Here is a 24,375-nt window from a genome sequence, read left to right as displayed (position 1 = left end):
TTATCTAACATTTAGTTCAGTTTGTCTTCAGGATGTAGGAGTACGCATGGAGTTCAGTGTAAAAAGTGGCAGCCCTGAGAAACAGCGCAGCGCATGTATCGTTGTTGGTGTTTTTGAGCCTCGCCGTCTTTCTCCAGTAGCGGAGCAGCTCGATAAAATTAGTGATGGCTACATCAGTTCACTATTACGACGCGGTGACTTGGAAGGAAAACCAGGGCAGATGCTACTTCTGCATCAAGTACCTGGGGTTCTGTCTGAGCGCGTTCTACTCGTAGGCTGTGGTAAAGAGCGTGAGCTTGGTGAGCGCCAATACAAAGAAATTATTCAGAAAACCATCAGCACACTTAATGAGACAGGCTCAATGGAGGCAGTTTGCTTCCTAACAGAATTGCACGTTAAAGGTCGAGATACTTACTGGAAAGTTCGTCAAGCCGTTGAGTCAACGAAAGATGGCTTGTACACGTTTGATCAATTCAAAAGCACGAAGCCAGAAACTCGTCGCCCTTTGCGCAAGCTTGTATTCAACGTACCAACTCGTCGCGAATTGAATTTAGGCGAGAAAGCGATCAGCCACGGTTTAGCCGTCGCATCAGGCGTGAAAGCGTCGAAAGATCTAGGCAATATGCCGCCAAACGTAGCGAATCCTGCGTATCTTGCATCTCAAGCTCGCCGTTTAGCTGATGAGCACGAAACGGTAACCACCAAGATCATTGGTGAAGAAGAGATGGAAAAGCTGGGTATGACTTCTTACCTAGCTGTTGGTCGTGGTTCTCACAACGAATCTCTTATGTCCATTATGGAATACAAAGGCGCACCAGATCCTGACACCAAGCCAATTGTGTTGGTAGGTAAAGGGCTGACGTTTGATTCAGGTGGTATTTCATTGAAGCCGGGCGCAGGCATGGATGAAATGAAGTACGACATGTGTGGTGCTGCATCTGTATTCGGTACGATGAAGGCTCTCGCAAAGTTAAACCTTCCAATTAATGTTGTTGGTATCCTAGCTGGTTGTGAAAACATGCCTGGTAGCAATGCTTACCGTCCTGGCGACATCTTAACGACGATGTCAGGTCAAACGGTTGAAGTATTGAACACCGATGCGGAAGGGCGTTTGGTTCTTTGTGATGCACTAACGTATGTAGAACGTTTTGAACCAGAATGTGTGGTTGACGTAGCGACGTTGACTGGCGCATGTGTTGTCGCATTAGGCCATCACATCAGCGGCGTAATTTCAAACCATAACCCGCTTTCTCATGAATTGATCAATGCTTCTGAGCAAGCTGGTGATCGCGCATGGCGTTTGCCAATGGGCGAAGAGTACCAAGAACAAATTGCTAGCCCGTTTGCCGATATGGCAAATATTGGTGGCAAATCAGCTGGTACGATTACCGCGGGTTGTTTCTTGTCTCGCTTCACTAAGAAATACAACTGGGCGCACCTTGATATAGCAGGTACGGCTTGGCGATCTGGCGGTAAAGACAAAGGCTCGACAGGTCGTCCCGTCTCAATGCTGGTCCAATTCCTTCTGAACCGAAGCGGCCAGGATACTGAAGAGTAAATCTTCAAATTTTAGAAAGGGCCGAAAGGCCCTTTCTTTTTAATTGTATTTAGCTTTTTAACTGCGTTTAGCTTTTTAACAGAAGGTTCCTATTGAACCACATGCCGCATTTTAAATGAGTTGTGATAGCAGATGGCAACAGCAACATTTTATTTGATCAAAGAAAGTAGCCCTCAGTCTGAAGAGTCGGGGTTTTATACGTATGTTGTATTTCTTGCTCACCATTTTGCCAAGCTGGGTGCGAAGGTGTACGTCAATGCTGAAAACAAAAAGAGTGCGGAAGCGGTTGCAGAACTGTTTTGGCAGGCGGAGCCTGAAACGTTTGTTGCGCATAACTTGGTGGGTGAGGGGCCCAAATCAGGGACGGGGATCGAAATTGGTTACTCAAATGTGAAGCCTGCGTGGAACCGACAGCTCGTTATAAATATGGCGAATGATAAGACAACTTTTGCTCCAACCTTTGGTCAAGTGGTAGACTTCGTTCCCTGCGAAGAAAAAGCTAAGCAACAAGCTCGAGAAAGGTATAAAATTTACCGTCAAGCTGGGTATCAGCTGGAAACTATCGAGATTCAAAACCCTTAGTCAAACCTTATAGTTAAGAGATTTCGCAAGTACTTACTGTACTGAGAGTTCTCAATTATAAAGTTTGACCAATATTAACCCGTAAACGTATCCATTTAAGAGCACTATGGAAAAGACATATAACCCAACATCTATTGAACAAGCTTTGTATCAAGCTTGGGAAGAGAAAGGCTACTTTAAGCCACACGGTGACACGACCAAAGATTCATACAGCATCATGATCCCACCGCCGAATGTCACGGGTAGCCTGCATATGGGCCACGCATTCCAAGATACCATCATGGATACTTTGATTCGTGCAGAGCGTATGAAGGGGAAAAACACCCTTTGGCAGGTTGGTACTGACCACGCGGGTATCGCAACTCAGATGGTTGTAGAGCGTAAGATCGCAGCTGAAGAAGGCAAAACAAAACACGACTACGGACGTGATGCTTTCATCGACAAAATCTGGGAATGGAAAAATGAATCGGGTGGCACGATTACTCAGCAACTTCGTCGCCTTGGTGCGTCTGTAGATTGGGATCGTGAACGCTTCACAATGGATGACGGCTTGTCTGCTGCAACTCAAGAAGTGTTTGTTCGTCTATACGAAGAAGACTTAATCTACCGTGGCAAGCGTCTAGTAAACTGGGATCCAAAACTGCACACTGCAATTTCTGATCTTGAAGTTGAAAACAAAGACAAAAAAGGTTTCATGTGGCACTTCCGTTACCCGCTAGCGAACGGTGCTAAAACTACTGACGGCAAAGACTACATCGTCGTTGCGACTACTCGTCCAGAAACCATGCTTGGCGATACCGGTGTTGCGGTTAACCCAGAAGATCCGCGCTACAAAGATCTTATCGGTAAAGAAATCCTGCTTCCTGTTGTAAATCGTCTTATCCCTATCGTAGGTGATGAACACGCTGACATGGAGAAAGGCACAGGTTGTGTGAAAATTACGCCTGCTCACGACTTTAACGATTACGAAGTGGGTAAGCGAAACAACCTGCCAATGATCAACATCCTAACGTTCAACGCTGATATCCGTGATGCTGCTGAAGTGTTCACAACGAATGGCGAAGAAAGCGATGTGTACTCGACAGAAATTCCAGCTAAGTACCAAGGCATGGAGCGTTTTGCTTCTCGTAAAGCTATCGTTGCGGAATTCGAAGAGCTTGGTCTTCTAGACGAAATCAAAGATCACGACCTCACTGTCCCTTACGGTGACCGTGGTGGCGTAGTTATCGAACCAATGCTGACGGACCAATGGTACGTGCGTACAGCCCCTCTTGCTGAACCTGCTGTTAAAGCAGTTGAAGATGGTCAGATTCAATTCGTGCCTAAGCAGTACGAAAACATGTACTTCGCGTGGATGCGTGACGTACAAGACTGGTGTATCTCTCGTCAACTTTGGTGGGGACATCGCATCCCAGCATGGTACGACAACGAAGGTAAAGTTTACGTAGGTCGCACTGAAGAAGAAGTTCGTGAAAAGAACAACCTAGCGCCTGTTGTTGTGCTTAAGCAAGATGACGACGTACTCGATACATGGTTCTCTTCTGCACTTTGGACGTTCGGCACACAAGGCTGGCCTGAAGATACGGAAGCACTGAAAACGTTCCACCCATCTGAAGTATTGGTATCTGGTTTCGATATTATCTTCTTCTGGGTCGCTCGTATGATCATGATGACCATGCACTTCGTGAAAGACGAAGATGGCAAACCTCAGGTACCGTTCAAAACGGTTTACATGACGGGTCTTATCCGTGATGAAAACGGCGACAAGATGTCTAAGTCGAAGGGTAACGTACTTGACCCTATCGATATGATTGACGGCATCGACTTAGAGTCTTTGGTTGAGAAGCGTTGTGGCAACATGATGCAGCCAAAACTAGCCGCTAAGATCGAAAAGAACACACGTAAAACATTCGAAAACGGTATCGAACCGTACGGCACCGATGCACTGCGTTTCACACTTGCTGCAATGGCTTCAACAGGCCGTGACATCAACTGGGATATGAAACGTCTAGAAGGTTACCGTAACTTCTGTAACAAGCTATGGAACGCAAGCCGTTACGTGCTAATGAACACAGAAGAGCACGATTGTGGCATGTCACTGTCTGTTGAAGATCGTGCAAACATGGAATTCTCACTAGCAGACAAGTGGATTGAATCTCAGTTTGAAGTGGCAGCGAAAGAGTTTAACGCTCATCTAGACAACTACCGTCTAGACATGGCAGCAAACACGCTTTATGAATTCATCTGGAACCAATTTTGTGATTGGTACCTAGAGCTAACTAAACCTGTTCTTTGGAAAGGGTCTGAAGCTCAACAACAAGCGACTCGTTACACGCTTATCACGGTTCTAGAGAAGACTCTTCGCCTTGCTCACCCAGTGCTTCCTTACATCACTGAATCTATCTGGCAGAGCGTTAAGCCGCTCGTAGAGGGTGTTGAGGGCGAGACTATCATGACTCAAGCGCTTCCTCAGTTTAACGAAGATAATTTCAATGCAGAGGTCGTCGAAGACATCGAATGGGTGAAGACTTTCATCACCGCTATTCGTAACCTACGTGCGGAATACGACATTGCACCTAGCAAAGGTCTAGAAGTAATGATCAAAGTTGCAAACGAGAAAGACGCTGCGCGTATCGAAGCGAACAAGGTAGTTCTGAACTCTCTTGCCAAGCTAGATAGCCTGACTGTACTTGCAGACGGTGCTGAGACTCCAGCATGTGCGACTAAACTGGTTGGCAAGTCTGAGCTGATGATCCCAATGGCAGGTCTTATTGACAAAGACGCAGAACTTGCTCGTCTTGATAAAGAAGTGAAGAAAACGCACGGCGAAATCAAGCGCATCGAAGGCAAGCTAGGTAACGAAGGTTTTGTTGCTAAAGCGCCAGAAGCGGTTATTGCGAAAGAGCGTGAAAAACTTGAAGGCTACCAAGATACTTTGGTGAAGCTTGAAGAGCAAAAAGCAACGATTGCTGCACTTTAACGTTAGGCTTCCTTACCTTTGGTTTGGAAGCTTGAATCAAAAAATCCGGTCATCTTAAATGACCGGATTTTTTATATCTAAATACTGGCAGAATCGTTTCTAAACTAAGACCTCGATTTAAGGTCTCGGATTATTTTTGAGTATTTAGTTGCTCGACTTCTGCGTCTAACTCTTCAAGTTTTTGCTTCATTTGTTCACGGCATAGGTTAGCCAACTCACGGACATTCTCTTTGCCATAACCGTCAATACTGATTGGCGGAAGCATTTCAACAATGACATGACCATTATTCCAGCGATTAAGCTTAAACTTACCTTCTGTAGTACTGCATACAATTGGAATGATTGGAACTTGAGCTCCAACTGCAGCATGAAAAGCGCCTGTTTTGAATGGAAGCAAACCTCTACCACGAGAGCGCGTACCTTCAGGGAACATCCAGACTGAAATGTCACGGCCTTTGATTTTTTCAACGACTTGTTCAATCGTACCCATGGCTTTACTGCGATTGGCGCGATCAATGAGGATATTACCAGTGATCCAGTAAAGTTGACCAAACAGTGGCATGTAGGCAAGACTTTTCTTTCCGACCGTTACCACATTTGGTGTCACGGCAGATGAGACAGTAAAGATATCCCAGTTATTTTGGTGATTAGCAATGTAAATATGCTGACCACGCTTATACGCATCTTCCGGGATCCTGAGATCCAATTTAATACCGAATACTCTGGACATACGCCCGAAGTAACGACCAAAGGTAAAGACGTGTTTAGGGTTTCTTGGGCTCAATAGGCAATAGCCACACCCAAATACAAACATTAAGACGGCGAAGATTGCCACCGCAATGAGACGCAATAAAGCGATCATAAAATTCTCTTTGATAGTTATTCTGCTTACGTTTGAACCATACGATCGGAAAATAAACGGAAGCGGGGTAATACGCAACAAAAAAGCCGAAACCTGAGATAGACAGTTTCCGGCTTTTAGATTCAAAGCTCGAGTTTAACTAGACTCTCTGAATCGCTCAATGTTAGCACCAAGTGCAGACAATTTGTTTTCGATTTTTTCGTAACCACGATCGATGTGGTAGATGCGATCAACAACGGTTTCGCCTTCGGCAATACATCCGGCAATCACTAGGCTTGCAGAAGCTCGCAGGTCGGTTGCCATGACTTGAGCGCCACTCAACCCATCGGTATCGCCACAAATAACCGTATTGCCTTCGATCTCTGCTTTTGCTCCCATACGCATTAGCTCTGGAACGTGCATAAACCGATTTTCAAAAATGGTTTCAGTAATGACCCCACTTCCTTTTGCCATCATGTTTAACAGCGTAAATTGAGCCTGCATATCGGTTGGGAAACCTGGGTGAGGCGCTGTGCGAATGGATACCGCTTTCAGATCACGACCTATCATATCTAAGCTGATCCAATCTTCACCTGTTTCCACTAAAGCACCGGCTTCTTCCAGTTTTGCAAGAGCAGCTTCAAGTAATGACGCACTGGTGTTCTTGCATAGGATCTTACCGCCAGACACTGCTGCAGCGACAAGGAAAGTACCTGTCTCGATGCGATCAGGTACTACAGAGTGCTTACCACCACCCAAGCGTTCAACGCCTTCGATAGTAATGGTGTCAGTACCTGCACCTGAGATTTTAGCACCCAGTGTGTTTAGGAACGCCGCAGTATCAACAATTTCAGGTTCACGAGCTGCGTTATCTAAAACAGTTTTGCCTTCTGCTAGAGTGGCTGCACACATAACAGTAATAGTTGCGCCGACACTGACTTTATCCATCACGACGTGAGCACCTTTAAGGCGTCCATCGACTTCGGCTTTTACATACCCTTCTTCAAGGGTAATAGTGGCACCAAGTTGTTCAAGACCATAAATATGGAGATCAACAGGGCGCGCACCAATCGCGCAACCGCCTGGAAGCGAAACCTGACCTTGACCAAATCGAGCAACTAGAGGACCTAATGCCCAAATAGAAGCGCGCATGGTTTTTACTAAATCATAAGGCGCGCAGTATTGATCAATAGAGCGACCATCCACATGCACAGAACCATTACGCTCTACTTGAGCGCCTAAACGCTTCAGTAATTCCATTGTCGTATCAATGTCACGCAACTTAGGTACATTGGTTACTTCAACAGGTTCTTCTGCAAGAATGGAAGCAAATAAAATCGGCAGGGCGGCGTTTTTAGCACCAGAGATTGAGACCTCACCACTTAGAGGACCCGAACGTTTAACTCGAAACTTTTCCATCAATCAACCTTAAAGAGACATCAGTTTCTTATCGCGTTCCCATTCTTCCGGCGTGTAAGCCTTAATCGAAACTGCATGAATATCGTTTCTTTGAATGTATTCCATCAGCGGAGCGTAGATGAGCTGCTGTTTTTTTACACGGTTCATTCCATCAAAACTTGGATCTACAGCAATCACTTCGTAGTGGCTGCCTTCCCCTTTTACGTGTAACTCTTCTAGATTAAGAGCTTGATCTAAAATGTTTTTTACTTCAACGCTGTCCACGGTAGATCCTATTTAAACTTCAATGTGATTGCGTTCACCCGATGATTCAAACTGAGACTTTTGTGCGGTTTCAGTTTCGGGGAATAGCATTGCTTCGACATTACTCAGTTGACACAAAGTGCGCAGCTGGTCAGGCACGAAACTGAGCATTATATGACAGTTTTGCTTTTTTGCATGCTCTATTAAGTGAATCAGCATCACCATACCAGCGGAATCGACGCGTTTCACTTTGCTCATGTCAATATTTAGCTGAGTCGTGTCAGTTTTTCGTTTCTTCAAAAATTGCCATAAACTAGGGACACTTTCACGATCCAAGTCTCCGGAAAGTTGGCACTGAGTCGGAGCGACTTGCAGCCACTGGGGGTGACTCATTATTTTGTGTCCTTGAATTGAATTGGTCTAGCTGCCAATTCTTGCAAATCTTTGCTGACTTCTAAGAGTCCATCTCTTCGAATTTTACTGTTCCATTCTGATTGCTTACTGGAGAGTAGGCTTACCCCTTCAGCTACCATATCAAACGCAGCCCATTCGCCGCTTTTTTTATCTTTTCTCAATTTAAAGTCGAGCTTAATGTTTGGGTTTGGGTTGTCGATGATTTCTACTCGAATAGAAATAATACGGCTTTTAGGATCGAGTGGTCTTGCTGGGGCAAATTCTATCGATTGATCGGTGTACTGTGTCAAAACTTGAGCGTAAGACGTCACAAGGTAAGCACGAAACGCTTCAACAAAAACTTTAACGTCTTCTTTTTTCGATTTTTTTAAGTTCGGTCCAAGCAGTTTCAACGCCGCGTAGCGATTGTTTACAAAGGGCATCAGCTCCTCTTCAACCACGACTTTTAGTGTGTCAGGGTTGGATTTGATCTGACTTTGCTCGTTTTTTAGGCGAGAGAACGTCTTGTCGGCGACTTGTCGCATCATGTCGTATGGCTTGGTGGCATCAATAGTTTGTGCCGCGCTAGTCTGTACAATACTAACAAGCGAAAGAGCGCTTAGCGTTGCTGCCAATGTCCATTTTTTAAACCAATTCATTACGGTTCCTCCGAACTTTCTGAGTCACCACCAACGCGATACAAGACCTGCCCAATGAGATCTTCGAGTACTAGTGCTGACTTCGTATCCTCTATATAGTCGCCTTCCTGCAACATGTCGATGTCTTCATCAACAAAACCGGGTACCAACCCGATATATTGCTCACCAATTAATCCTGAAGTGAGGATTTGTGCGCTAGATGTTTCTGGGAATTCACCATATTGCTTATCAATAGTGAGCGTAATAACGGGCAAGTAGCTTTCAATGTCTAAAGTGATGTCCGAAACACGTCCAACAACAACACCACCGATTTTAACCGGTGAGCGGAGTTTTAAACTGCCGATGTTATCGAACTGGGCTTTCAGCTGATAGGTTGCCCCTGAGCCAAAACTTTTTACATCGGCGACTTTTAGAATCATAACAAGAATGGCAATCACACTCGCGATGACAAAGCTTCCTACTAATAATTCCAGTTTACGAGTTTGTTGCATCTTTAGTTCCCAAACATAAGTGCTGTTAGGACAAAATCGAGTCCCAGAACAGCCAGTGATGAGTGCACCACTGTTTTAGTTGTAGCACGACTGATCCCTTCAGATGTTGGAATCGCATCGTATCCGTTAAAAAGTGCTATCCATGTAACCGTTAAAGCAAAGACGGCACTTTTAATTAAACTGTTACCAATATCTTGCCCTAGTTCTACTGAGGACTGCATCGAAGCCCAAAAGCTTCCGTGGTCGATGCCTTTCCAGTCAACGCCAACAAGTTGACCGCCCCAAATACCAACAGCCATAAAAATCATTGCAAGAAGCGGCATTGAAATGACGCCAGCCCAAAAACGAGGAGCGATGACTCTTCTAAGTGGATCAACAGCCATCATTTCCATACTGGATAATTGCTCTGTGGCTTTCATTAAACCGATTTCAGCCGTTAAAGCAGAGCCCGCTCGCCCTGCAAATAACAGTGCAGTCACCACTGGCCCTAACTCACGTAGTAGTGAAAGGGCCACCATCTGACCTAATGCGCCTTCTGCACCAAAATCGACTAAAACAACATATCCTTGCAGGCTAATGACCATGCCGATGAACAACCCCGATAGCACGATGATGACCATAGACTGCACACCAACACTGTAGAGTTGTTTTATCAGCAACGGAAAGTGTTTGATTGGCTGAGGTTTGGCAACCAGAGCACCAAAAAGCATGAGTGTCGCCCGTCCCCAAGCTCGACAAATAGACAGCGTACTGTGCCCAACACTTGTTATAACATTCAGCAAGGTGTTCATTGAGCACTTCCCGGTGTGTTGAAAAGGTCTTGAGTCAGGTCGCCTGCTGGGAATTGGAATGGGACGGGACCGTCTGCCATTCCAGTCAGGAATTGCTGTACATTTTGGTCTGGATTCGCCATCAATTCCTCTGGTGTTCCGCTCGCAATGATTTTGCCGTTGGCAAGAATGTAAGCATGGTCTGCGATACTCATGACTTCCGGTACATCGTGAGACACGACAATTGAAGTGAGGTTCAGCGCTTGGTTTAAATTCTGAATAAGCTTCACCAACACACCCATGGTGATTGGATCTTGTCCGACAAATGGTTCGTCATACATAATGAGCTCGGGGTCTAGGGCAATAGCTCTTGCTAAAGCCGCTCTGCGAGCCATACCGCCGGAAAGTTCGCTGGGCATTAATTCCGCAGCGCCACGTAACCCTACGGCTTCAAGTTTGAGTAAAACAATACTACGAATGATCTCTTCACTAAGTTCAGTATGTTCTCTTAGAGGATACGCAACATTTTCAAAGACATTGATATCAGTAAAGAGTGCACCAGATTGAAAAAGCATGCTCATTTTCTTACGCGCTTCATACAGTGCATGTCGAGAAAGGCGAGGAATATTATCGCCATCAAAGATGACATCGCCATTATCAGGGTGAATTTGTCCCCCGATCAGGCGGAGTAAGGTTGTTTTTCCGATACCAGAAGGCCCCATGATGGCAGTAATTTTTCCTTTGGGAACAGATAGGGTGACATCATCAAAGATTTTTCTTGTTCCACGATAGAAAGTCAGGTTTTGAATGGTGACTAAATCCGCTGTCGACATAAAGTTCTTCTAATATGCTGCTAGTTGAGCTGAGGTGAATTGGCAATGATAAGCACTAAACGCTTTGAATTCAAAGTAAAGCTACCGAATATGACCTTAATTTAACCCAAAACTCAAACCGAGCATCCTTTCTTAATACCGTTAGTCTGTCGCGAATCCTTGTTTCTTTTTAATATAATGGCTTCCATTTTGAGTCACGAACCGTCAAAATTGGCGGCTACTTGTCTTTCTACTCAGTTAATTTAAAGGGAACATCATGCTTGAAGCCGTTGCGTTGCTTGTCGTAGGCTTAACTTTGCTCGTCTGGAGCGCAGATAAATTGGTCTTAGGAGCTGCTGCTCTTGCCCGAAATTTTGGTATCTCACCATTGGTAATCGGTATGACCATTTTGGCAATGGGTTCCTCAGCACCAGAGATGATGGTTTCTGCTACAGCAGCTTTAGATGGAAAGACAGACACAGCGGTAGGAAATGTCTTGGGTTCAAACATCGCCAATATAGCCCTTATTTTGGGTATTACCGCTCTTATTAAGCCTTTATCTATTAGTTCTGTCGTGGTTCGACGCGAACTTCCTCTTATGATCGTCGTCACCGTCGTGGCGGGTGCATTGATGTTCGACAATTTCCTTGGTTTCTACGAAGGTATTTTGTTGTTTGTTCTTTTTGCTGCTTTCATTCTTGCGATGCTGCGAATTAGCCAAAAAGAAAAACAAAATGGCGATGCATTCGTTGAAGATCAAGAATCTGAAATCCCCGAGGGCATGCCAAATTCTAAAGCGGTGATGTGGGCAGTTATCGGTCTTATTCTGCTACCACTATCAGCGGATATCTTGGTGGATAACGCTGTTATCATTGCAAAATACTTTGGTATGAGTGATTTAGTCATTGGGTTGACCATCATTGCGATAGGTACCAGTTTGCCTGAATTAGCCGCTTCTTTGGCTGGTGTTATGAAGGGTGAAGATGACATGGCTGTCGGGAATATCATTGGTTCAAACGTTTTCAATATTCTTGCCGTAATGGGTATTCCGGGTATCTTAAACCCATCTATTCTTAATGAGCATGCAATGGGACGTGACTTTTGGGTCATGCTTGCTGTTTCGTTATTACTCGTCGTAATGGCACTGGGTAAATCACGAAGCGTCAACCGCATTGAAGGGGGCATTCTGCTCACTATTTTCGCGGTTTACCAAGGTTATCTTTTTTATAATGTAGCTGCGTAGTCTATTTCTTCTTCAGGAGCCTATCCATGTCGAAAACATTCGATTTCTGTAGTGCCGCGAGAAAAGTGTTGGAAATTGAAATCCAAGGGCTGTCTCAACTTGAGCAGTACTTTGATGCTTCTTTTATTCAGGCTTGTGAAGCTATCCTCGAAGCTAAAGGTAAAATTGTGGTCATGGGCATGGGTAAGTCCGGTCACATTGGAAAAAAGATAGCGGCGACGTTGGCAAGTACTGGTACTTCTGCTTTTTTTGTTCATCCAGGAGAGGCGAGTCATGGTGACTTAGGTATGGTAGAAAATGGCGATATCGTGCTGGCAATCTCGAACTCTGGTGAGTCCTCAGAAATATTAGCGCTTTACCCCGTTTTAAAGCGCAGAGGTATCGGTATTATTGGAATGACAGGTAAGCCGTCTTCCAATATGGCAATACAGGCCGATGTCCACTTGTGCATTCATGTCCCTGAGGAAGCTTGCAGTTTAGGGCTTGCTCCTACGACAAGTACGACAGCAACACTAGTTATGGGGGATGCACTGGCTGTGTCACTTCTCCAAGCTAGAGGTTTCACCGCAGACGACTTTGCGCTTTCTCACCCTGGCGGTGCGTTAGGGCGCAAACTTCTCTTGAAGCTCGCCGATATCATGCAAATTGGCGATGCGCTTCCCAAGGTATCACCAGACGCATCAGTAAAAGATGCCTTATTAGAGATATCTCAAAAAGGTTTGGGAATGACGGCGGTTGTGGATTCAAGCGATCAGGTCCTTGGTATCTTTACAGACGGTGATCTACGTCGTCTTCTTGATAAAAAAGTCGATATTCATACCGCATCTATAGGTTCTGTTATGACAGAGAACCCTATGATGGCTTCACCGGACATGTTAGCGGTAGAAGCGGTGAATATGATGCAAGCACGGAGCATAACCAGTTTATTGTTGTCTGAGAATAATACGCTTGTTGGTGCCCTTAATATCCATCATCTTTTGAAAGCCGGAGTTATGTAGTGAGTCAGATGATTTCAACGATTTATGGCGATGTTAACCGCGATGTATTTAACATAGCAAAGAACCTTAAATTACTGATTTGCGATGTAGATGGCGTGTTTTCTGATGGTCTGGTGTATATGGGCAATCAGGGAGAAGAGCTGAAAACGTTCCACACAAGAGACGGTTACGGGATCAAAGCTCTGATGAGTGCGGGTATTGAAATTGCGATTATTACAGGTAGGCAATCTAAGATAGTCGAGAACCGGATGACTGCCTTAGGTATTTCCTTGATCTATCAAGGGCAGGATGACAAGTTAAAAGCTTATGCAGATATTTGTGAAAAACTGAATATCGCACCAGAACAGACAGGATACATCGGCGATGATCTGATTGACTGGTCTGTGATGGAAAAAGTTGGGCTAAAAGTGTGTGTGGCAGATGGTCACCCACTGTTGGTGAAAAGAGCCAATTACGTGACGCACATTAAAGGTGGCCATGGTGCCGTGCGTGAAGTATGCGACCTTGTATTGGAAGCGCGTGGTGAGTTGGATAGTCACAAAGGTTTGAGTATATGACGCTTCCTCGTCCTATATACCTTGTTCTTATTTTTATATCTTGCTGGTGTGTGTATTATCTATACGGTAAAAGTGAACCGGAAATACTTCAGGTGAAGCCAGATATTGAGCTACCTGCATTTTCTGGTAAAGATTTGCTCAACACCAGTTACACCGAAGGTGGTGTAAGAAATTTTGATATCCGTTCTAGCTATTTGGATCACTTTGCAAAAAGTGGTGATACCATTTTTGAGAAGCTGGAACTGAGCGTTTTTCGCGAAGGTTATACGAAAGAGTGGAGAGTCACTGCCGACAAAGGTATTTTAGATGATGATAATGTACTTACCTTGACGGGTAACGTGCTCGCAAAGAATCTCAACCCAGAAGCGGGACTTGATACTATAACGACAGAAAAGCTCATTATTGAGTTGATCAGTAAAGATTTTAATACCGACGAGCCTGTAGCGCTCGTTGGTCCGACATTTATTTCAAATGGGAATGCGATGGTGGGCAATTTTGGTGACAACACCGCAACCCTATTAAAACAAGTGCAAAGTAAATATGAGACGAAGACTCCTTAGCTTAATTTCTTGCTTAGTTTTATCTGCTCCTGTCTGGGCATTAAGCACAGATTCAGAGCAGCCTATCTATATAGACTCTGACAGCCAAGCGCTGGATATGATCAGCAACAAAGTCACGTTTATTGGTGATGTGGTTCTGAAACAAGGCAGCATCAATATCACAGCAGACAAAGTGATCGTGATTCGAAATTCCGAAGATGAGAGTATCGAGCAAATAGAGGCGTTTGGTAAGACAGCAGTCTTTACTCAGCTGACAGATGATGGCAAAACGTTACATGGTGAAGCCAATATTTTGCTCTATCAAGTTCGCAAAGACTTGCTGACGATGACTGAAAATGCCGTGTTGTCTCAAGATGATAGTGTGATTAAAGGACCACTGATCAAATACTTGATTACGCCTCAAAAATTGATTGCCGATAGCAAAAAAGGCGAACGTGTATCGACTGTCCTACAACCCACTCAGACGAAGAAACAGTAATTCTAAATGGCAATCTTAAAAGCAGAAAATCTGGCGAAGAGCTATAAAAAACGAAAAGTAGTCACTGATGTCAGCTTAGAGGTAAAATCAGGTCAAATAGTAGGGTTATTGGGACCAAATGGTGCGGGTAAAACGACATCGTTTTACATGATTGTTGGATTGGTCGGTCGTGATGAAGGTCGTATCTCTATTGATGACCAAGATATCAGTATATTGCCTATGCACTCTCGCTCGAGACTTGGTATTGGGTACTTACCTCAAGAAGCGTCTATCTTCCGAAAATTGTCGGTGGAAGACAATATTATGGCCGTGCTGGAAACTCGTAAAGAACTCTCGCGTGAGCAGCGCCAAGACAGGCTTGAAGATTTACTGGACGAATTCCATATTCAGCATATCCGTAAAAGTAATGGTATGGCACTTTCTGGCGGTGAAAGACGCCGAGTAGAAATTGCCCGAGCGTTGGCAGCAAATCCGAAATTTATTTTGCTTGATGAGCCGTTTGCAGGGGTAGATCCTATTTCGGTCATTGATATCAAAAAGATCATTGAGCACCTACGAGACAGAGGATTGGGCGTGTTGATTACCGATCACAATGTTCGTGAAACCCTTGATGTGTGTGAGCGTGCGTATATTGTGAGCCAAGGGCATTTAATCGCGGAAGGAACACCGGAACAGGTTCTCAATAATGAACAGGTAAAACGGGTTTATCTGGGTGAGCAATTCCGTCTATGATTAAATAGAGGATACCAATTGGCACATCCTTCCCGAATTAGAAAGATAAGAAAAGGACTACATGAAACCCTCATTACAATTAAAGCTAGGTCAGCAACTGGCGATGACGCCTCAGTTACAACAAGCGATTCGTTTGTTGCAACTGTCAACGTTGGACTTGCAGCAGGAGATTCAAGAAGCCTTGGAGTCAAACCCACTTTTAGATGTGGATGAAGGCAATGAAGAAAGCCCCTCCAATGAAGAAGCTGCCAAAGAAGCTAGCGCTAATGAGAAAGAGTCCAACGAAGAAGTTACTGTAGAACCAGAATTAAGTGACAGCTCGGATTTGATTGAAAAATCCGAAATCAGCAACGATTTAGAAATCGACACAACGTGGGAAGATGTTTACAGTGCAAATACAGGCAACACAGGTATTGCACTAGACGATGACCTTCCTGTCTATCAGGGTGAGACTACCCAAAGCCTCCAAGATTACCTGACTTGGCAACTTGATCTAACCCCATTCACCGACACCGATAGAACCATTGCAATGGCGATTATTGATGCGGTTGATAATTATGGTTATCTCACCATCGATACTCAAGATATTTTGGAAAGCATGGGGAACGAAGAAGTCGAGCTGGATGAGGTAGAAGCTGTTCTGAAGCGTATTCAGCAGTTTGATCCGTTAGGCGTAGCATCCCGAAATCTGCAAGAGTGCCTGTTATTGCAATTAGCGACGTTTCCAGAAGATACGCCTTGGTTATCTCAGGCTAAATCTTTGCTTGAAAATCACATCGATCATTTGGGTAATCGTGATTACAAGTTAATCATCAAAGAAACGAAGCTAAAAGAGTCCGACTTACGTGATGTATTGTCATTGATTCAACAGTTGGATCCTCGTCCTGGCAGTAGCGTAACACCGGATGAAACGGAATACGTTATTCCCGATGTTTCTGTTTTTAAAGAACATGGTCAATGGCGAGTATCTATCAATCCAGATAGCGTACCAAAGCTTAAAGTGAACCAGCAATACGCTGCGTTAGGTAAAGGAAACAGTTCTGACAGTCAGTTCATAAAAACTAACTTACAAGAAGCAAAATGGCTGATTAAGAGCTTAGAAAGTAGAAACGAGACATTGCTCAAAGTTGCACGTTGCATTGTTGAGCATCAGCATGATTTCTTCGAATATGGTGAGGAAGCGATGAAACCAATGGTGCTGAACGATATAGCACTGGCGGTGGATATGCATGAATCGACCATTTCAAGGGTCACCACTCAAAAGTATATGCACACTCCGCGTGGTATTTTTGAACTGAAATATTTCTTTTCTAGTCACGTCAGTACCGATAACGGTGGAGAGTGCTCGTCAACGGCAATTCGCGCATTAATTAAAAAGCTGGTGGCTGCGGAAAATATCGTTAAGCCACTCAGTGATAGCAAGATTGCCGCTTTGTTAGCTGACCAAGGGATACAAGTAGCGAGGCGAACGATCGCAAAATACAGAGAGTCCCTCGGCATTGCGCCATCCAGTCAGCGTAAACGCCTACTCTAGGCCTACAGTAAGAAGGAAAGTCTATGCAAATCAATATCCAAGGGCACCACGTTGATCTTACCGATTCAATGCAAGACTACGTTCAATCCAAGTTCCAAAAGCTAGAGCGATTCTTCGATCACATCAATCAAGTTCAAGTAGTACTGCGTGTTGAAAAGTTGAATCAAATCGCAGAAGCTACACTTCATGTCAACCAGGGCGACATTCATGCGACTTCGACGAACGAAAGCATGTATGCTGCCATAGACTCTTTAGTCGATAAATTAGTTCGACAACTCAATAAGCACAAAGAAAAGCTAAGTAGCCACTAACATGCAATTAAGCGAAGTACTTGCATTGGACTGCACAAAAAGTGCAGTCCAATGTACAAGCAAGAAACGAGCACTGGAAATTATCAGTGAAGTTGCCGCCACACACACGGGGCAAAACTCTACAGAGCTGTTTGAATGCATGCTCAACAGAGAAAAAATGGGCAGTACTGGAATAGGAAATGGTATTGCTATTCCACATGGTCGTATGATGGAGAGCGACCAAGCTGTCGCAGTTTTACTGCAATGTCAGGAACCCATTGAATTCGATGCCATAGATAACCGCCCAGTGGACTTACTCTTTGCATTATTGGTACCTGATGCTCAATGCAAAACTCACCTTAAAACCTTATCCGCTATGGCTGAACGCTTAAACGATAAGTCCACCCTTAAATCTCTTCGTAATGCTCAATCAGATCAAGAGCTTTACGACATCATAACGCAGTAGTCATGACGAACTCTTCTCAGCCATCAGACAAAAAACGCTTGATTGTCATCAGTGGTCAATCCGGGGCCGGAAAGAGTGTGGCGCTTCGAGTTTTAGAAGATCTCGGTTATTACTGTGTCGACAACTTGCCTGTTTCACTGTTAGAAAACTTTGTACAGTCCATTCAGGGTGGCCAACAAAACGTAGCCGTAAGTATCGACATTCGAAACCTTCCTCAAGATCCTGCTTTGGTTACGACAACGTTGACCAAACTTAAATCCGAACTTGATGTGAATGTTCTGTTTTTAGATGCCGATGAAAACACCCTACTAAAACGCTACAGCGAAACCCGCCGAATCCATCCATTGTCGATGAGACCGAAAGAAAAGCTTTCACTTGAACAAGCGATTCGGTTAGAGAAAGGGCTATTGTTGAATCTCAAAGAATACGCCGATCTGGTGTTAGATAGCAGTAATCAATCACTGCACGATTTGAGTGAAACGGTACGCCAGCGAGTTGAAGGTAGAGAAAGTAAAGAACTCATGATGGTGTTTGAATCTTTTGGGTTCAAATACGGACTGCCTAACGATGCGGATTACGTATTTGATGTTCGTTTTTTGCCTAACCCGCATTGGGAACCTGAATTGCGTCCGCAAACTGGGTTAGATGCCCCCATAAAAGCCTTTTTAGAGAAGCACGATGCAGTGTTAGAGCTGAAAGGGCAGATACAAACCTTTATCGAACACTGGTTGCCACTACTGCAGAAAAACAATCGCAGTTATCTAACAGTGGCTATTGGATGTACTGGCGGCAAGCATCGCTCAGTGTATATAACGCAACAACTTGGTGAGTATTTTACAAAGCAAGGTCACCAAGTACAGATTCGTCATACAAGCTTGGAAAAGCACCATAAATAATAACCGGACTAAGAGAGTAAAAATTGGCAATGGAATGCTGTAGAACTGTTTTTATTCAAAATCGCCTCGGTTTGCACGCCCGTGCAGCCATCAAACTCGTTGAACTCGCCCAAAGCTTCAATGCCGATATCAGTGTCAGTAACGGTGAAAAAACCGTAGTTGCTGAAAGCGTTATGGGGCTACTTATGTTGGAATCTTCTCAGGGGCAAAGCGTTACTATTTCTGCTGTTGGTGAAGATGCTGGACAAGCCTTAAGCGCTGTTTGTGACCTGATTGAGCATCGCTTCGACGAAGAAGAGTAATTTTTCGTTTCTTTCACCTATTTTTCGTCTCTTTCACATATTGTTAGCCATGTCCTTCTCGCTGAACCTAGCATCTTCAGGTAGTTTGGGTATACTCAACATATTGTAAACGAATGTAAAAATAGGGGAAGAGAATGGCTGAGCAGTTAGAAATTGACCAAACTCATCAAACCCTACAAGAAGTAAGCGATGCGTTAGACAGCGGTCGATTTGTCCATGTTCGCCGTATGCTCCAAGATATGGAGCCGGAAGATATCGCCCACCTCCTGCAAGCTTCTCCTCGTAAAAGCCGTGATGTGCTTTGGCAACTCACGGATCCTGAAGATTATGGCGAAATCCTTGATGAGCTTTCTGAAGATGTGAAAGACAGCCTAGTGTCCAAAATGGCACCAGAAAGGCTGGCTGAAGCAACGGAAGGGCTTGAAACGGATGACGTAGCCTACGTACTTCGAAGCCTTCCTGATGACCTCTCTCGTGAAGTTCTATCTCAGATGGATACCGCGGATAGGCATCGGATCGAAACAGCGTTGGCGTATGACGAAGATACCGCCGGTAGTTTAATGAGTACCGACGTTATCACTATTCGTAGTGATGTCGAAGTCGATGTTGTTTTACGCTATTTGCGCATCAAAGGTGAGCTCCCTGAAGCGACAGATGCACTGTATGTGATTGACGAAACCAGTAAATTAACAGGGTATTTGCACCTAACAACCTTACTGACTTCTCAGCCAGATGTTCAAATCAGTGAAATCATGGAAGACGCGGACGAAGCGATTTCCGTCAATGCCAGCGATAGTGATGTCGCGAGTTTGTTTGAGCGGAGAAATTGGGTTTCCGCACCAGTGGTTGACGAAGACAATCATTTGGTGGGTCGAATTACCATTGATGACGTTGTTGACGTAATCCGTGAAGATGCCGAGCACTCCATGATGAGTCTGGCGGGTTTGGACGATGAGGAAGATACCTTTGCCCCTGTCGTTAAGTCGGCTCGTAAGCGGAGTATTTGGCTCGGGGCGAACGTGTTAGCCGCGTTAACAGCAGCTTCAGTTTCTAACCTTTTTGAAGCTACTCTGCAGGAAATGGCAGCAATAGCCGTATTGATGACCATTGTTCCTTCCATGGGGGGAGTCGCAGGTAATCAAACGGTTGCGTTGGTGATCCGTGGTTTGGCTCTAGGGCACATTGGTGATACCAACAAACGCGAATTACTGCTCAAAGAAGCGGCGATCGGTTTTCTGAATGGCTTACTTTGGGCTTTGATCATTGGTGGCATTGTTGTCGTTTGGAAAGATGATTGGCTGCTCGGTGGGGTGATTTCTGCTGCCATGATGACGAACCTATTAGTTGCAGGAATAGCAGGCGTGAGCATTCCAATCTTTTTGAAAAAGAGAAATATAGATCCGGCTTTAGCTGGTGGAATGGCGTTAACGACCGTAACGGATGTTGTAGGGCTTATGGTCTTCTTAGGGCTTGCTACCTTGTTTATCGTCTAACTATTTATACTCAAATTATTTGTTTTCAAACTACCTACAGATAGCTTTTGTTTGAAAATAGCCTCCAAAAATCATCGCGCTTACTGTTTCAGTAAGCACGATTTTTGCTTTTTGGGGAGCGCTTTTGCTACCCCTAAAACGCTTTTATCAATGAATGTCAGAAAAGTTTCAGGTGTTTTTCACAAAGCTGCTTAAGAAACTTGTGACAAACTCAGTACCTCTTTGTGAGAAATTTGTGAACTTCTCTTGTTAGGTTTTAGCAAACCAATAACAAGGAGAAAATCATGAAGCTCCCTAAATTACAGTCAGGGCATAGCCTCAACAGTTCACAGTATTACAACAAATTTCAACCGACACGACGCTTTCATTTTCGACGACGTGCCATTTCTGAACTGCCACTGAGTGAGCAGATTTTGTTTGAGCAGTTTGGACAAGGTCCTTACGCCATTCCTGAATACTCTTGCCTTCATACTGCTATTGAGGCTCAGGCGATCTTCATGCCAAATCAAATAGCAGCAATTCATGAAGAAGAAAAAATCACATATGGAGAGCTGAATCTAAAAGCAAACCAACTTGCCTCTTTCCTACAAAAGCGAGGTATTAAGCAAGGTGATGCTGTAGGTATTTTTCTCACGCGATCAATTCCAATGCTAATTGGCATTCTGGCAACCTTAAAACTGGGTGCTTGCTATGTCCCTCAGCACGCTGGCGTGGCACCCCAAAAAGTACTGAAACATGTCTGTGAAACAGCGGACGTAAAAACGGTACTGAGCCTTTCGCACCTAGAACAGTATTTGCCAGAACTCAGCCATCAAAACCTGTATTTCTTAGATGAACTACTGCCAGAGCTATACGACAGCGAAGGTTTGGAATTACCAGATGTAGAGCCAGAATCACGGTGCTTTATTTTGTTTACTTCGGGCACAACAGGTACTCCGAATGGTGTGCAAGTGACGCATCAGAATGTTGCGAATATCGTGATGACCTCACCTGGAGATTTGGGTATAGAGCCCGGAATGAAGGTCGGGCAAATTTTAAGCATTGCCTTTGATATGTGCGCTTGGGAGATTTTTGTCACTCTTTGCCACGGCGCGACATTGATGATTCGCAATCGCGATATTCAAGCCACGGTAAGCCAAGCGGATGCGGTGATTGCGACTCCATCTATTCTCGCGAGTTTAGATGCCAAGCATTGCCAATCTATTCAAGTTGCTGCTGTCGCAGGTGAACCTTGTCCGCAGCCTTTAGCAGACCAATGGGGAGCCTTTTGTCGTTTTTACAATGCTTGCGGTCCAACCGAAATCACCATTATCAACACTGCGCAGCATTATTCGAATGCTTGCGAAGAGCTCACGATAGGTAAGCCGACACCCAATAATACCGTGTACGTATTGGACGATGACCTCAAACCCTGCGCGATTGGCGATGTTGGTGAAATGTGGGCAGGTGGTCTATGCGTTACGGCTGGATACATCGGTAATGAGGTGCTGAATGCTGACCGATATCGCCCAGACCCATTTCTAGGTGGTAAGTACAAAATGTTTCGAACGCGCGACCTTGGTAAATGGACGAAAAGCGGTGAGCTCCTTCATCTAGGGCGCACTGATGACCAAGTGAAAATCCTGGGCTTTCGCGTTGAATTGGATTCTGTTTCTCGGGTGTTGGAAAAGACAGAGAACTGCCATCAAGCTGTGACAATGAAGGTGGATTGCAAAACGCTCATCGCATTTGTTACCCCAGCTCATGTCTGTGAATCTGAAGCGCAAAACCACGTTAAGAAGCATCTGCCTTACTACTGTGTACCCAGTACCGTATTTGCACTCGATAACTTGCCTAAAACCTCACGAGGAAAGGTTGATAAACGTGCTTTGATGGCACATTACGAGAAAAGCCAGTTAGCCATTACGGAGGAAACACCATGAGTTCAATAGATCAAAGCGCCGTTGTTTTGCCAGAGCAGCGTTCGTTACTTCGTCGAATTTGGTCGTATCCAGCGATGGAACATTATTATCGATTGGTGATTCTCGTGTTCATTGCCAATGTGGCTACATTGGGATTTGGCGTAACGGTTGGAGAATGGTTTAAAGCCGACGGGATTGCACTCCAAACGCTTTCAAATATGGTTGTTTTGAATCTGACGGTTGCCGTATTAGTTCGCCAGCAATACGTGATTAATTTGCTTTTCTGGTTGGCAACACGAGCGCCCACATCTCTGCCTTTGTCGATACGTTGGCATTTAGGGAAAATCTACCACCACGGAGGTCTACACAGTGGGAGCGCTATGGCTGCAACGTCTTGGTTTGCGATTTTTACAGGTGCGTTAGCTTTTAGTTATCAGCACCAACTGGCTTCCATTTCATCCATAACACTTGGAATTACCTACGCGATACTAGCATTGCTGATGCTGATCATTTTTATGGCTTTACCCAATATTCGCAAGAAGTATCACAACGCGTTTGAAAGAACCCATCGCTTTGGTGGTTGGAGCGTATTGATTCTGTTTTGGGGGCAAACGTTCACATTGGCAGCCGACTTAAACCCGAGCCAGAATATCACCTCCATCTTGTTGGATTCCCTTTCGTTTTGGGCATTGATTGTGGTGAGCATTAGCATCCTTCTTCCATGGCTTCGCCTTCGCCGTGTTCCTGTGAAAATTGAAACACCCTCTAATCACGTAGCACTTCTGAAATTTGATTATGGTGTTACACCGTTTGCTGGCTCATCGATGGCAATAAGTCGAAACCCATTGTTGGAGTGGCACCACTTTGCCAATGTACCAAGCCCAGGGGCGTCGGGATATCGATTAACTGTATCGCGCGCAGGCGACTGGACTGGAAAGCTCATCGAAGATAGACCTAGTCATGTTTGGGTTAAAGGTATTCCAACCGCTGGTGTGGCGAACATCGAAGTGCTGTTTAAACGCGTTGTGTACATTGCAACGGGAAGTGGAATAGGTCCTTGCCTGCCTCATCTGCTTGCGAAAGAAGTGCCGATGCATTTGGTTTGGTCTACTCGAACGCCACGAGAAACATACGGTGACGAGCTTGTAGATGAAATTCTATCGGTTCAACCGGATGCCGATATCTGGGATACAACAGAAAAAGGCAAGCCGGATATGGTGAAACTGGCGTATGCCGCCTACAAGAAATTTGATGCGGAAGCAGTGATATGCATTGCCAATCAAAAATTAACCCAACAAGTGGTGTTTGGCTTAGAGAGTCGGGGCATTCCAGCCTATGGCGCCATCTGGGATTCATAACGAGGAAAGAATTATGATTATCCAAACTGAGCAAATAGGTCGAGTGGTTTTGATTCGACTCAACCGTCCCGATAAACTCAATGCACTCAACAGTGAGGTTATGTCTGCGATTACTCAGACATTGACGGAGTATGACCAAAACCCAGAAATTGGGTGTTTTGTGATAACGGGATCGGAGCGTGCTTTTGCCGCAGGTGCCGACATTGCTGAGATGTCGGACAAAAGTTATACCGATATGTTAAGCACAGATTACTTCTCTGGCTGGGATGCATTCTGTGCGCTTCGGACGCCTAAAATAGCGGCGGTTTCGGGGTATGCATTAGGGGGAGGGTGTGAATTAGCGATGATGTGCGATCTCATTTATGCCTCGGAGTCCGCATTGTTTGGTCAGCCTGAAATCAAACTAGGGGTTATTCCAGGTATTGGTGGAACACAGAGGCTCACCCGTTTGGTAGGCCGTGCTAAGGCGATGGATCTTATTTTGACGGGAAGAATGATGGATGCTGCTGAAGCGGAGAGAGCTGGTCTCGTTGCCAGAGTGATGCCAGATGAAGTATTACTAGAGGAAACTCTTGCCGTTGCCAAAGTCATTGCTAGTTACAGCAAGCCTTCTGTTTTAGTCGGCAAGGAAGCCATCGACCGAGCTGAGCAGGTTTCTTTGAAAGAAGGGTTGTTGTTTGAACGCAGAGTTTTTCACTCGTTATTTTCCACTCATGATCAAAAAGAAGGCATGCGTGCTTTTTTAGAAAAACGAGCGCCGAGTTTTAAAGGGCACTAGCGGGATCTTTCCCGTCGTCAATATCATCCTCGCTTTTGAAA

The 24,375-nt window shown here is 44.8% G+C and carries 26 protein-coding genes; 18 read left to right on the top strand and 8 right to left on the bottom strand.

What is annotated here, in order from left to right:
- Positions 1-46 precede the first annotated feature (46 nt).
- The 3 genes from pepA to Q8W40_RS12305 all read left to right on the top strand — a co-directional run bounded on the left by pepA (position 47) and on the right by Q8W40_RS12305 (position 5,120).
- The gene (gene pepA, locus Q8W40_RS12315) at positions 47-1,558 is read left to right on the top strand and encodes a leucyl aminopeptidase (protein ID WP_101113382.1); all 1,512 of its coding nucleotides are present in this window, start codon (positions 47-49) and stop codon (positions 1,556-1,558) included.
- 132 nt (positions 1,559-1,690) lie between these two features.
- On the top strand, positions 1,691-2,140 hold the full coding sequence (locus Q8W40_RS12310) for a DNA polymerase III subunit chi (protein WP_305397415.1): 450 nt from the start codon (positions 1,691-1,693) through the stop codon (positions 2,138-2,140).
- A gap of 106 nt (positions 2,141-2,246) precedes the next feature.
- Positions 2,247-5,120, top strand: coding sequence for a valine--tRNA ligase (locus tag Q8W40_RS12305; RefSeq protein ID WP_305397414.1), 2,874 nt, complete (start codon positions 2,247-2,249; stop codon positions 5,118-5,120).
- Positions 5,121-5,250: 130 nt separating this feature from the next.
- Here the strand turns inward: Q8W40_RS12305 and Q8W40_RS12300 are convergent, their stop codons facing one another.
- The 8 genes from Q8W40_RS12300 to mlaF all read right to left on the bottom strand — a co-directional run bounded on the left by Q8W40_RS12300 (position 5,251) and on the right by mlaF (position 10,769).
- Positions 5,251-5,982: a 1-acylglycerol-3-phosphate O-acyltransferase gene (locus Q8W40_RS12300; protein WP_101113379.1), complete on the bottom strand. Its 732-nt coding sequence runs from the start codon at positions 5,980-5,982 to the stop codon at positions 5,251-5,253.
- Between the two features lie 135 nt (positions 5,983-6,117).
- Positions 6,118-7,380, bottom strand: coding sequence for a UDP-N-acetylglucosamine 1-carboxyvinyltransferase (murA, locus tag Q8W40_RS12295; RefSeq protein WP_305397412.1), 1,263 nt, complete (start codon positions 7,378-7,380; stop codon positions 6,118-6,120).
- Positions 7,381-7,389: 9 nt separating this feature from the next.
- Positions 7,390-7,644: a BolA family iron metabolism protein IbaG gene (ibaG, locus tag Q8W40_RS12290; protein ID WP_101113377.1), complete on the bottom strand. Its 255-nt coding sequence runs from the start codon at positions 7,642-7,644 to the stop codon at positions 7,390-7,392.
- Between the two features lie 12 nt (positions 7,645-7,656).
- A complete protein-coding gene (locus Q8W40_RS12285) occupies positions 7,657-8,016 on the bottom strand; it encodes an STAS domain-containing protein (protein ID WP_305397411.1) in 360 nt (119 codons plus the stop codon).
- Entirely contained in the window at positions 8,016-8,675 is a 660-nt protein-coding gene (gene mlaC / locus Q8W40_RS12280; RefSeq protein ID WP_305397410.1) for a phospholipid-binding protein MlaC, read from the bottom strand. Before mlaC ends, Q8W40_RS12285 begins: the two co-directional genes overlap by 1 nt.
- Entirely contained in the window at positions 8,675-9,166 is a 492-nt protein-coding gene (gene mlaD / locus Q8W40_RS12275; protein WP_305397408.1) for an outer membrane lipid asymmetry maintenance protein MlaD, read from the bottom strand. The genes mlaC and mlaD overlap by 1 nt, the downstream gene beginning before the upstream one ends.
- Positions 9,167-9,168: 2 nt before the next feature.
- Entirely contained in the window at positions 9,169-9,957 is a 789-nt protein-coding gene (mlaE, locus tag Q8W40_RS12270) for a lipid asymmetry maintenance ABC transporter permease subunit MlaE (protein ID WP_305397406.1), read from the bottom strand.
- Entirely contained in the window at positions 9,954-10,769 is an 816-nt protein-coding gene (gene mlaF / locus Q8W40_RS12265; protein ID WP_305397405.1) for a phospholipid ABC transporter ATP-binding protein MlaF, read from the bottom strand. Before mlaF ends, mlaE begins: the two co-directional genes overlap by 4 nt.
- A 256-nt stretch (positions 10,770-11,025) precedes the next feature.
- Between mlaF and Q8W40_RS12260 the strand changes: the two genes are divergently transcribed.
- The 15 genes from Q8W40_RS12260 to Q8W40_RS12190 all read left to right on the top strand — a co-directional run bounded on the left by Q8W40_RS12260 (position 11,026) and on the right by Q8W40_RS12190 (position 24,334).
- Positions 11,026-11,991: a calcium/sodium antiporter gene (locus tag Q8W40_RS12260; protein WP_305397403.1), complete on the top strand. Its 966-nt coding sequence runs from the start codon at positions 11,026-11,028 to the stop codon at positions 11,989-11,991.
- Positions 11,992-12,017: 26 nt separating this feature from the next.
- Positions 12,018-12,989, top strand: a complete 972-nt coding sequence (gene kdsD / locus Q8W40_RS12255; protein ID WP_305397401.1) for an arabinose-5-phosphate isomerase KdsD — start codon at positions 12,018-12,020, stop codon at positions 12,987-12,989.
- Positions 12,989-13,546, top strand: coding sequence for a 3-deoxy-manno-octulosonate-8-phosphatase KdsC (gene kdsC / locus Q8W40_RS12250; RefSeq protein ID WP_305397399.1), 558 nt, complete (start codon positions 12,989-12,991; stop codon positions 13,544-13,546). Before kdsD ends, kdsC begins: the two co-directional genes overlap by 1 nt.
- Positions 13,543-14,106 carry an LPS export ABC transporter periplasmic protein LptC gene (gene lptC / locus Q8W40_RS12245; protein ID WP_305397397.1) on the top strand — a complete coding sequence of 188 codons (564 nt, stop codon included), beginning with the start codon at positions 13,543-13,545 and terminating at the stop codon, positions 14,104-14,106. The genes kdsC and lptC overlap by 4 nt, the downstream gene beginning before the upstream one ends.
- Positions 14,087-14,584, top strand: coding sequence for a lipopolysaccharide transport periplasmic protein LptA (gene lptA / locus Q8W40_RS12240; protein WP_305397396.1), 498 nt, complete (start codon positions 14,087-14,089; stop codon positions 14,582-14,584). The genes lptC and lptA overlap by 20 nt, the downstream gene beginning before the upstream one ends.
- 6 nt (positions 14,585-14,590) lie before the next feature.
- A complete protein-coding gene (gene lptB / locus Q8W40_RS12235) occupies positions 14,591-15,316 on the top strand; it encodes an LPS export ABC transporter ATP-binding protein (RefSeq protein WP_101113366.1) in 726 nt (241 codons plus the stop codon).
- Positions 15,317-15,377: 61 nt separating this feature from the next.
- The gene (locus Q8W40_RS12230; RefSeq protein ID WP_305397395.1) at positions 15,378-16,850 is read left to right on the top strand and encodes an RNA polymerase factor sigma-54; all 1,473 of its coding nucleotides are present in this window, start codon (positions 15,378-15,380) and stop codon (positions 16,848-16,850) included.
- Positions 16,851-16,873: 23 nt separating this feature from the next.
- Entirely contained in the window at positions 16,874-17,161 is a 288-nt protein-coding gene (gene hpf, locus Q8W40_RS12225; RefSeq protein WP_101113364.1) for a ribosome hibernation promoting factor, read from the top strand.
- 1 nt (position 17,162) lies between these two features.
- The gene (ptsN, locus tag Q8W40_RS12220; protein ID WP_305397394.1) at positions 17,163-17,606 is read left to right on the top strand and encodes a PTS IIA-like nitrogen regulatory protein PtsN; all 444 of its coding nucleotides are present in this window, start codon (positions 17,163-17,165) and stop codon (positions 17,604-17,606) included.
- A 2-nt stretch (positions 17,607-17,608) separates the two neighbouring features.
- Positions 17,609-18,502: an RNase adapter RapZ gene (rapZ, locus tag Q8W40_RS12215; RefSeq protein ID WP_305397393.1), complete on the top strand. Its 894-nt coding sequence runs from the start codon at positions 17,609-17,611 to the stop codon at positions 18,500-18,502.
- Between the two features lie 29 nt (positions 18,503-18,531).
- A complete protein-coding gene (locus tag Q8W40_RS12210; protein WP_305397392.1) occupies positions 18,532-18,804 on the top strand; it encodes an HPr family phosphocarrier protein in 273 nt (90 codons plus the stop codon).
- Positions 18,805-18,938: 134 nt separating this feature from the next.
- Positions 18,939-20,297, top strand: coding sequence for a magnesium transporter (gene mgtE / locus Q8W40_RS12205; protein ID WP_104400021.1), 1,359 nt, complete (start codon positions 18,939-18,941; stop codon positions 20,295-20,297).
- A gap of 284 nt (positions 20,298-20,581) precedes the next feature.
- Positions 20,582-22,219, top strand: coding sequence for an AMP-binding protein (locus Q8W40_RS12200; RefSeq protein WP_305397389.1), 1,638 nt, complete (start codon positions 20,582-20,584; stop codon positions 22,217-22,219).
- Positions 22,216-23,556, top strand: coding sequence for a hypothetical protein (locus Q8W40_RS12195; RefSeq protein ID WP_305397387.1), 1,341 nt, complete (start codon positions 22,216-22,218; stop codon positions 23,554-23,556). The genes Q8W40_RS12200 and Q8W40_RS12195 overlap by 4 nt, the downstream gene beginning before the upstream one ends.
- 13 nt (positions 23,557-23,569) lie before the next feature.
- Positions 23,570-24,334 (top strand): enoyl-CoA hydratase, encoded by a 765-nt coding sequence (locus Q8W40_RS12190; protein ID WP_305397385.1) that lies wholly within the window; start codon positions 23,570-23,572, stop codon positions 24,332-24,334.
- Positions 24,335-24,375 lie beyond the last annotated feature (41 nt).

This window comes from Vibrio penaeicida, assembly GCF_030689305.1.
GTDB lineage: Bacteria > Pseudomonadota > Gammaproteobacteria > Enterobacterales > Vibrionaceae > Vibrio > Vibrio penaeicida_B.
This window is presented reverse-complemented; position numbering and strand designations above follow the sequence as displayed.

Bases quoted from the DNA above. Each gene is read 5' to 3' on its own strand.
- pepA (WP_101113382.1), top strand. From the start codon at position 47: ATGGAGTTCAGTGTAAAAAGTGGCAGCCCTGAGAAACAGCGCAGCGCA.
- Q8W40_RS12310 (WP_305397415.1), top strand. From the start codon at position 1,691: ATGGCAACAGCAACATTTTATTTGATCAAAGAAAGTAGCCCTCAGTCT.
- Q8W40_RS12305 (WP_305397414.1), top strand. From the start codon at position 2,247: ATGGAAAAGACATATAACCCAACATCTATTGAACAAGCTTTGTATCAA.
- Q8W40_RS12300 (WP_101113379.1), bottom strand. From the start codon at position 5,982: ATGATCGCTTTATTGCGTCTCATTGCGGTGGCAATCTTCGCCGTCTTA.
- murA (WP_305397412.1), bottom strand. From the start codon at position 7,380: ATGGAAAAGTTTCGAGTTAAACGTTCGGGTCCTCTAAGTGGTGAGGTC.
- Q8W40_RS12285 (WP_305397411.1), bottom strand. From the start codon at position 8,016: ATGAGTCACCCCCAGTGGCTGCAAGTCGCTCCGACTCAGTGCCAACTT.
- mlaC (WP_305397410.1), bottom strand. From the start codon at position 8,675: ATGAATTGGTTTAAAAAATGGACATTGGCAGCAACGCTAAGCGCTCTT.
- mlaD (WP_305397408.1), bottom strand. From the start codon at position 9,166: ATGCAACAAACTCGTAAACTGGAATTATTAGTAGGAAGCTTTGTCATC.
- mlaE (WP_305397406.1), bottom strand. From the start codon at position 9,957: ATGAACACCTTGCTGAATGTTATAACAAGTGTTGGGCACAGTACGCTG.
- mlaF (WP_305397405.1), bottom strand. From the start codon at position 10,769: ATGTCGACAGCGGATTTAGTCACCATTCAAAACCTGACTTTCTATCGT.
- Q8W40_RS12260 (WP_305397403.1), top strand. From the start codon at position 11,026: ATGCTTGAAGCCGTTGCGTTGCTTGTCGTAGGCTTAACTTTGCTCGTC.
- kdsD (WP_305397401.1), top strand. From the start codon at position 12,018: ATGTCGAAAACATTCGATTTCTGTAGTGCCGCGAGAAAAGTGTTGGAA.
- lptC (WP_305397397.1), top strand. From the start codon at position 13,543: ATGACGCTTCCTCGTCCTATATACCTTGTTCTTATTTTTATATCTTGC.
- lptA (WP_305397396.1), top strand. From the start codon at position 14,087: ATGAGACGAAGACTCCTTAGCTTAATTTCTTGCTTAGTTTTATCTGCT.
- lptB (WP_101113366.1), top strand. From the start codon at position 14,591: ATGGCAATCTTAAAAGCAGAAAATCTGGCGAAGAGCTATAAAAAACGA.
- Q8W40_RS12230 (WP_305397395.1), top strand. From the start codon at position 15,378: ATGAAACCCTCATTACAATTAAAGCTAGGTCAGCAACTGGCGATGACG.
- hpf (WP_101113364.1), top strand. From the start codon at position 16,874: ATGCAAATCAATATCCAAGGGCACCACGTTGATCTTACCGATTCAATG.
- ptsN (WP_305397394.1), top strand. From the start codon at position 17,163: ATGCAATTAAGCGAAGTACTTGCATTGGACTGCACAAAAAGTGCAGTC.
- rapZ (WP_305397393.1), top strand. From the start codon at position 17,609: ATGACGAACTCTTCTCAGCCATCAGACAAAAAACGCTTGATTGTCATC.
- Q8W40_RS12210 (WP_305397392.1), top strand. From the start codon at position 18,532: ATGGAATGCTGTAGAACTGTTTTTATTCAAAATCGCCTCGGTTTGCAC.
- mgtE (WP_104400021.1), top strand. From the start codon at position 18,939: ATGGCTGAGCAGTTAGAAATTGACCAAACTCATCAAACCCTACAAGAA.
- Q8W40_RS12200 (WP_305397389.1), top strand. From the start codon at position 20,582: ATGAAGCTCCCTAAATTACAGTCAGGGCATAGCCTCAACAGTTCACAG.
- Q8W40_RS12195 (WP_305397387.1), top strand. From the start codon at position 22,216: ATGAGTTCAATAGATCAAAGCGCCGTTGTTTTGCCAGAGCAGCGTTCG.
- Q8W40_RS12190 (WP_305397385.1), top strand. From the start codon at position 23,570: ATGATTATCCAAACTGAGCAAATAGGTCGAGTGGTTTTGATTCGACTC.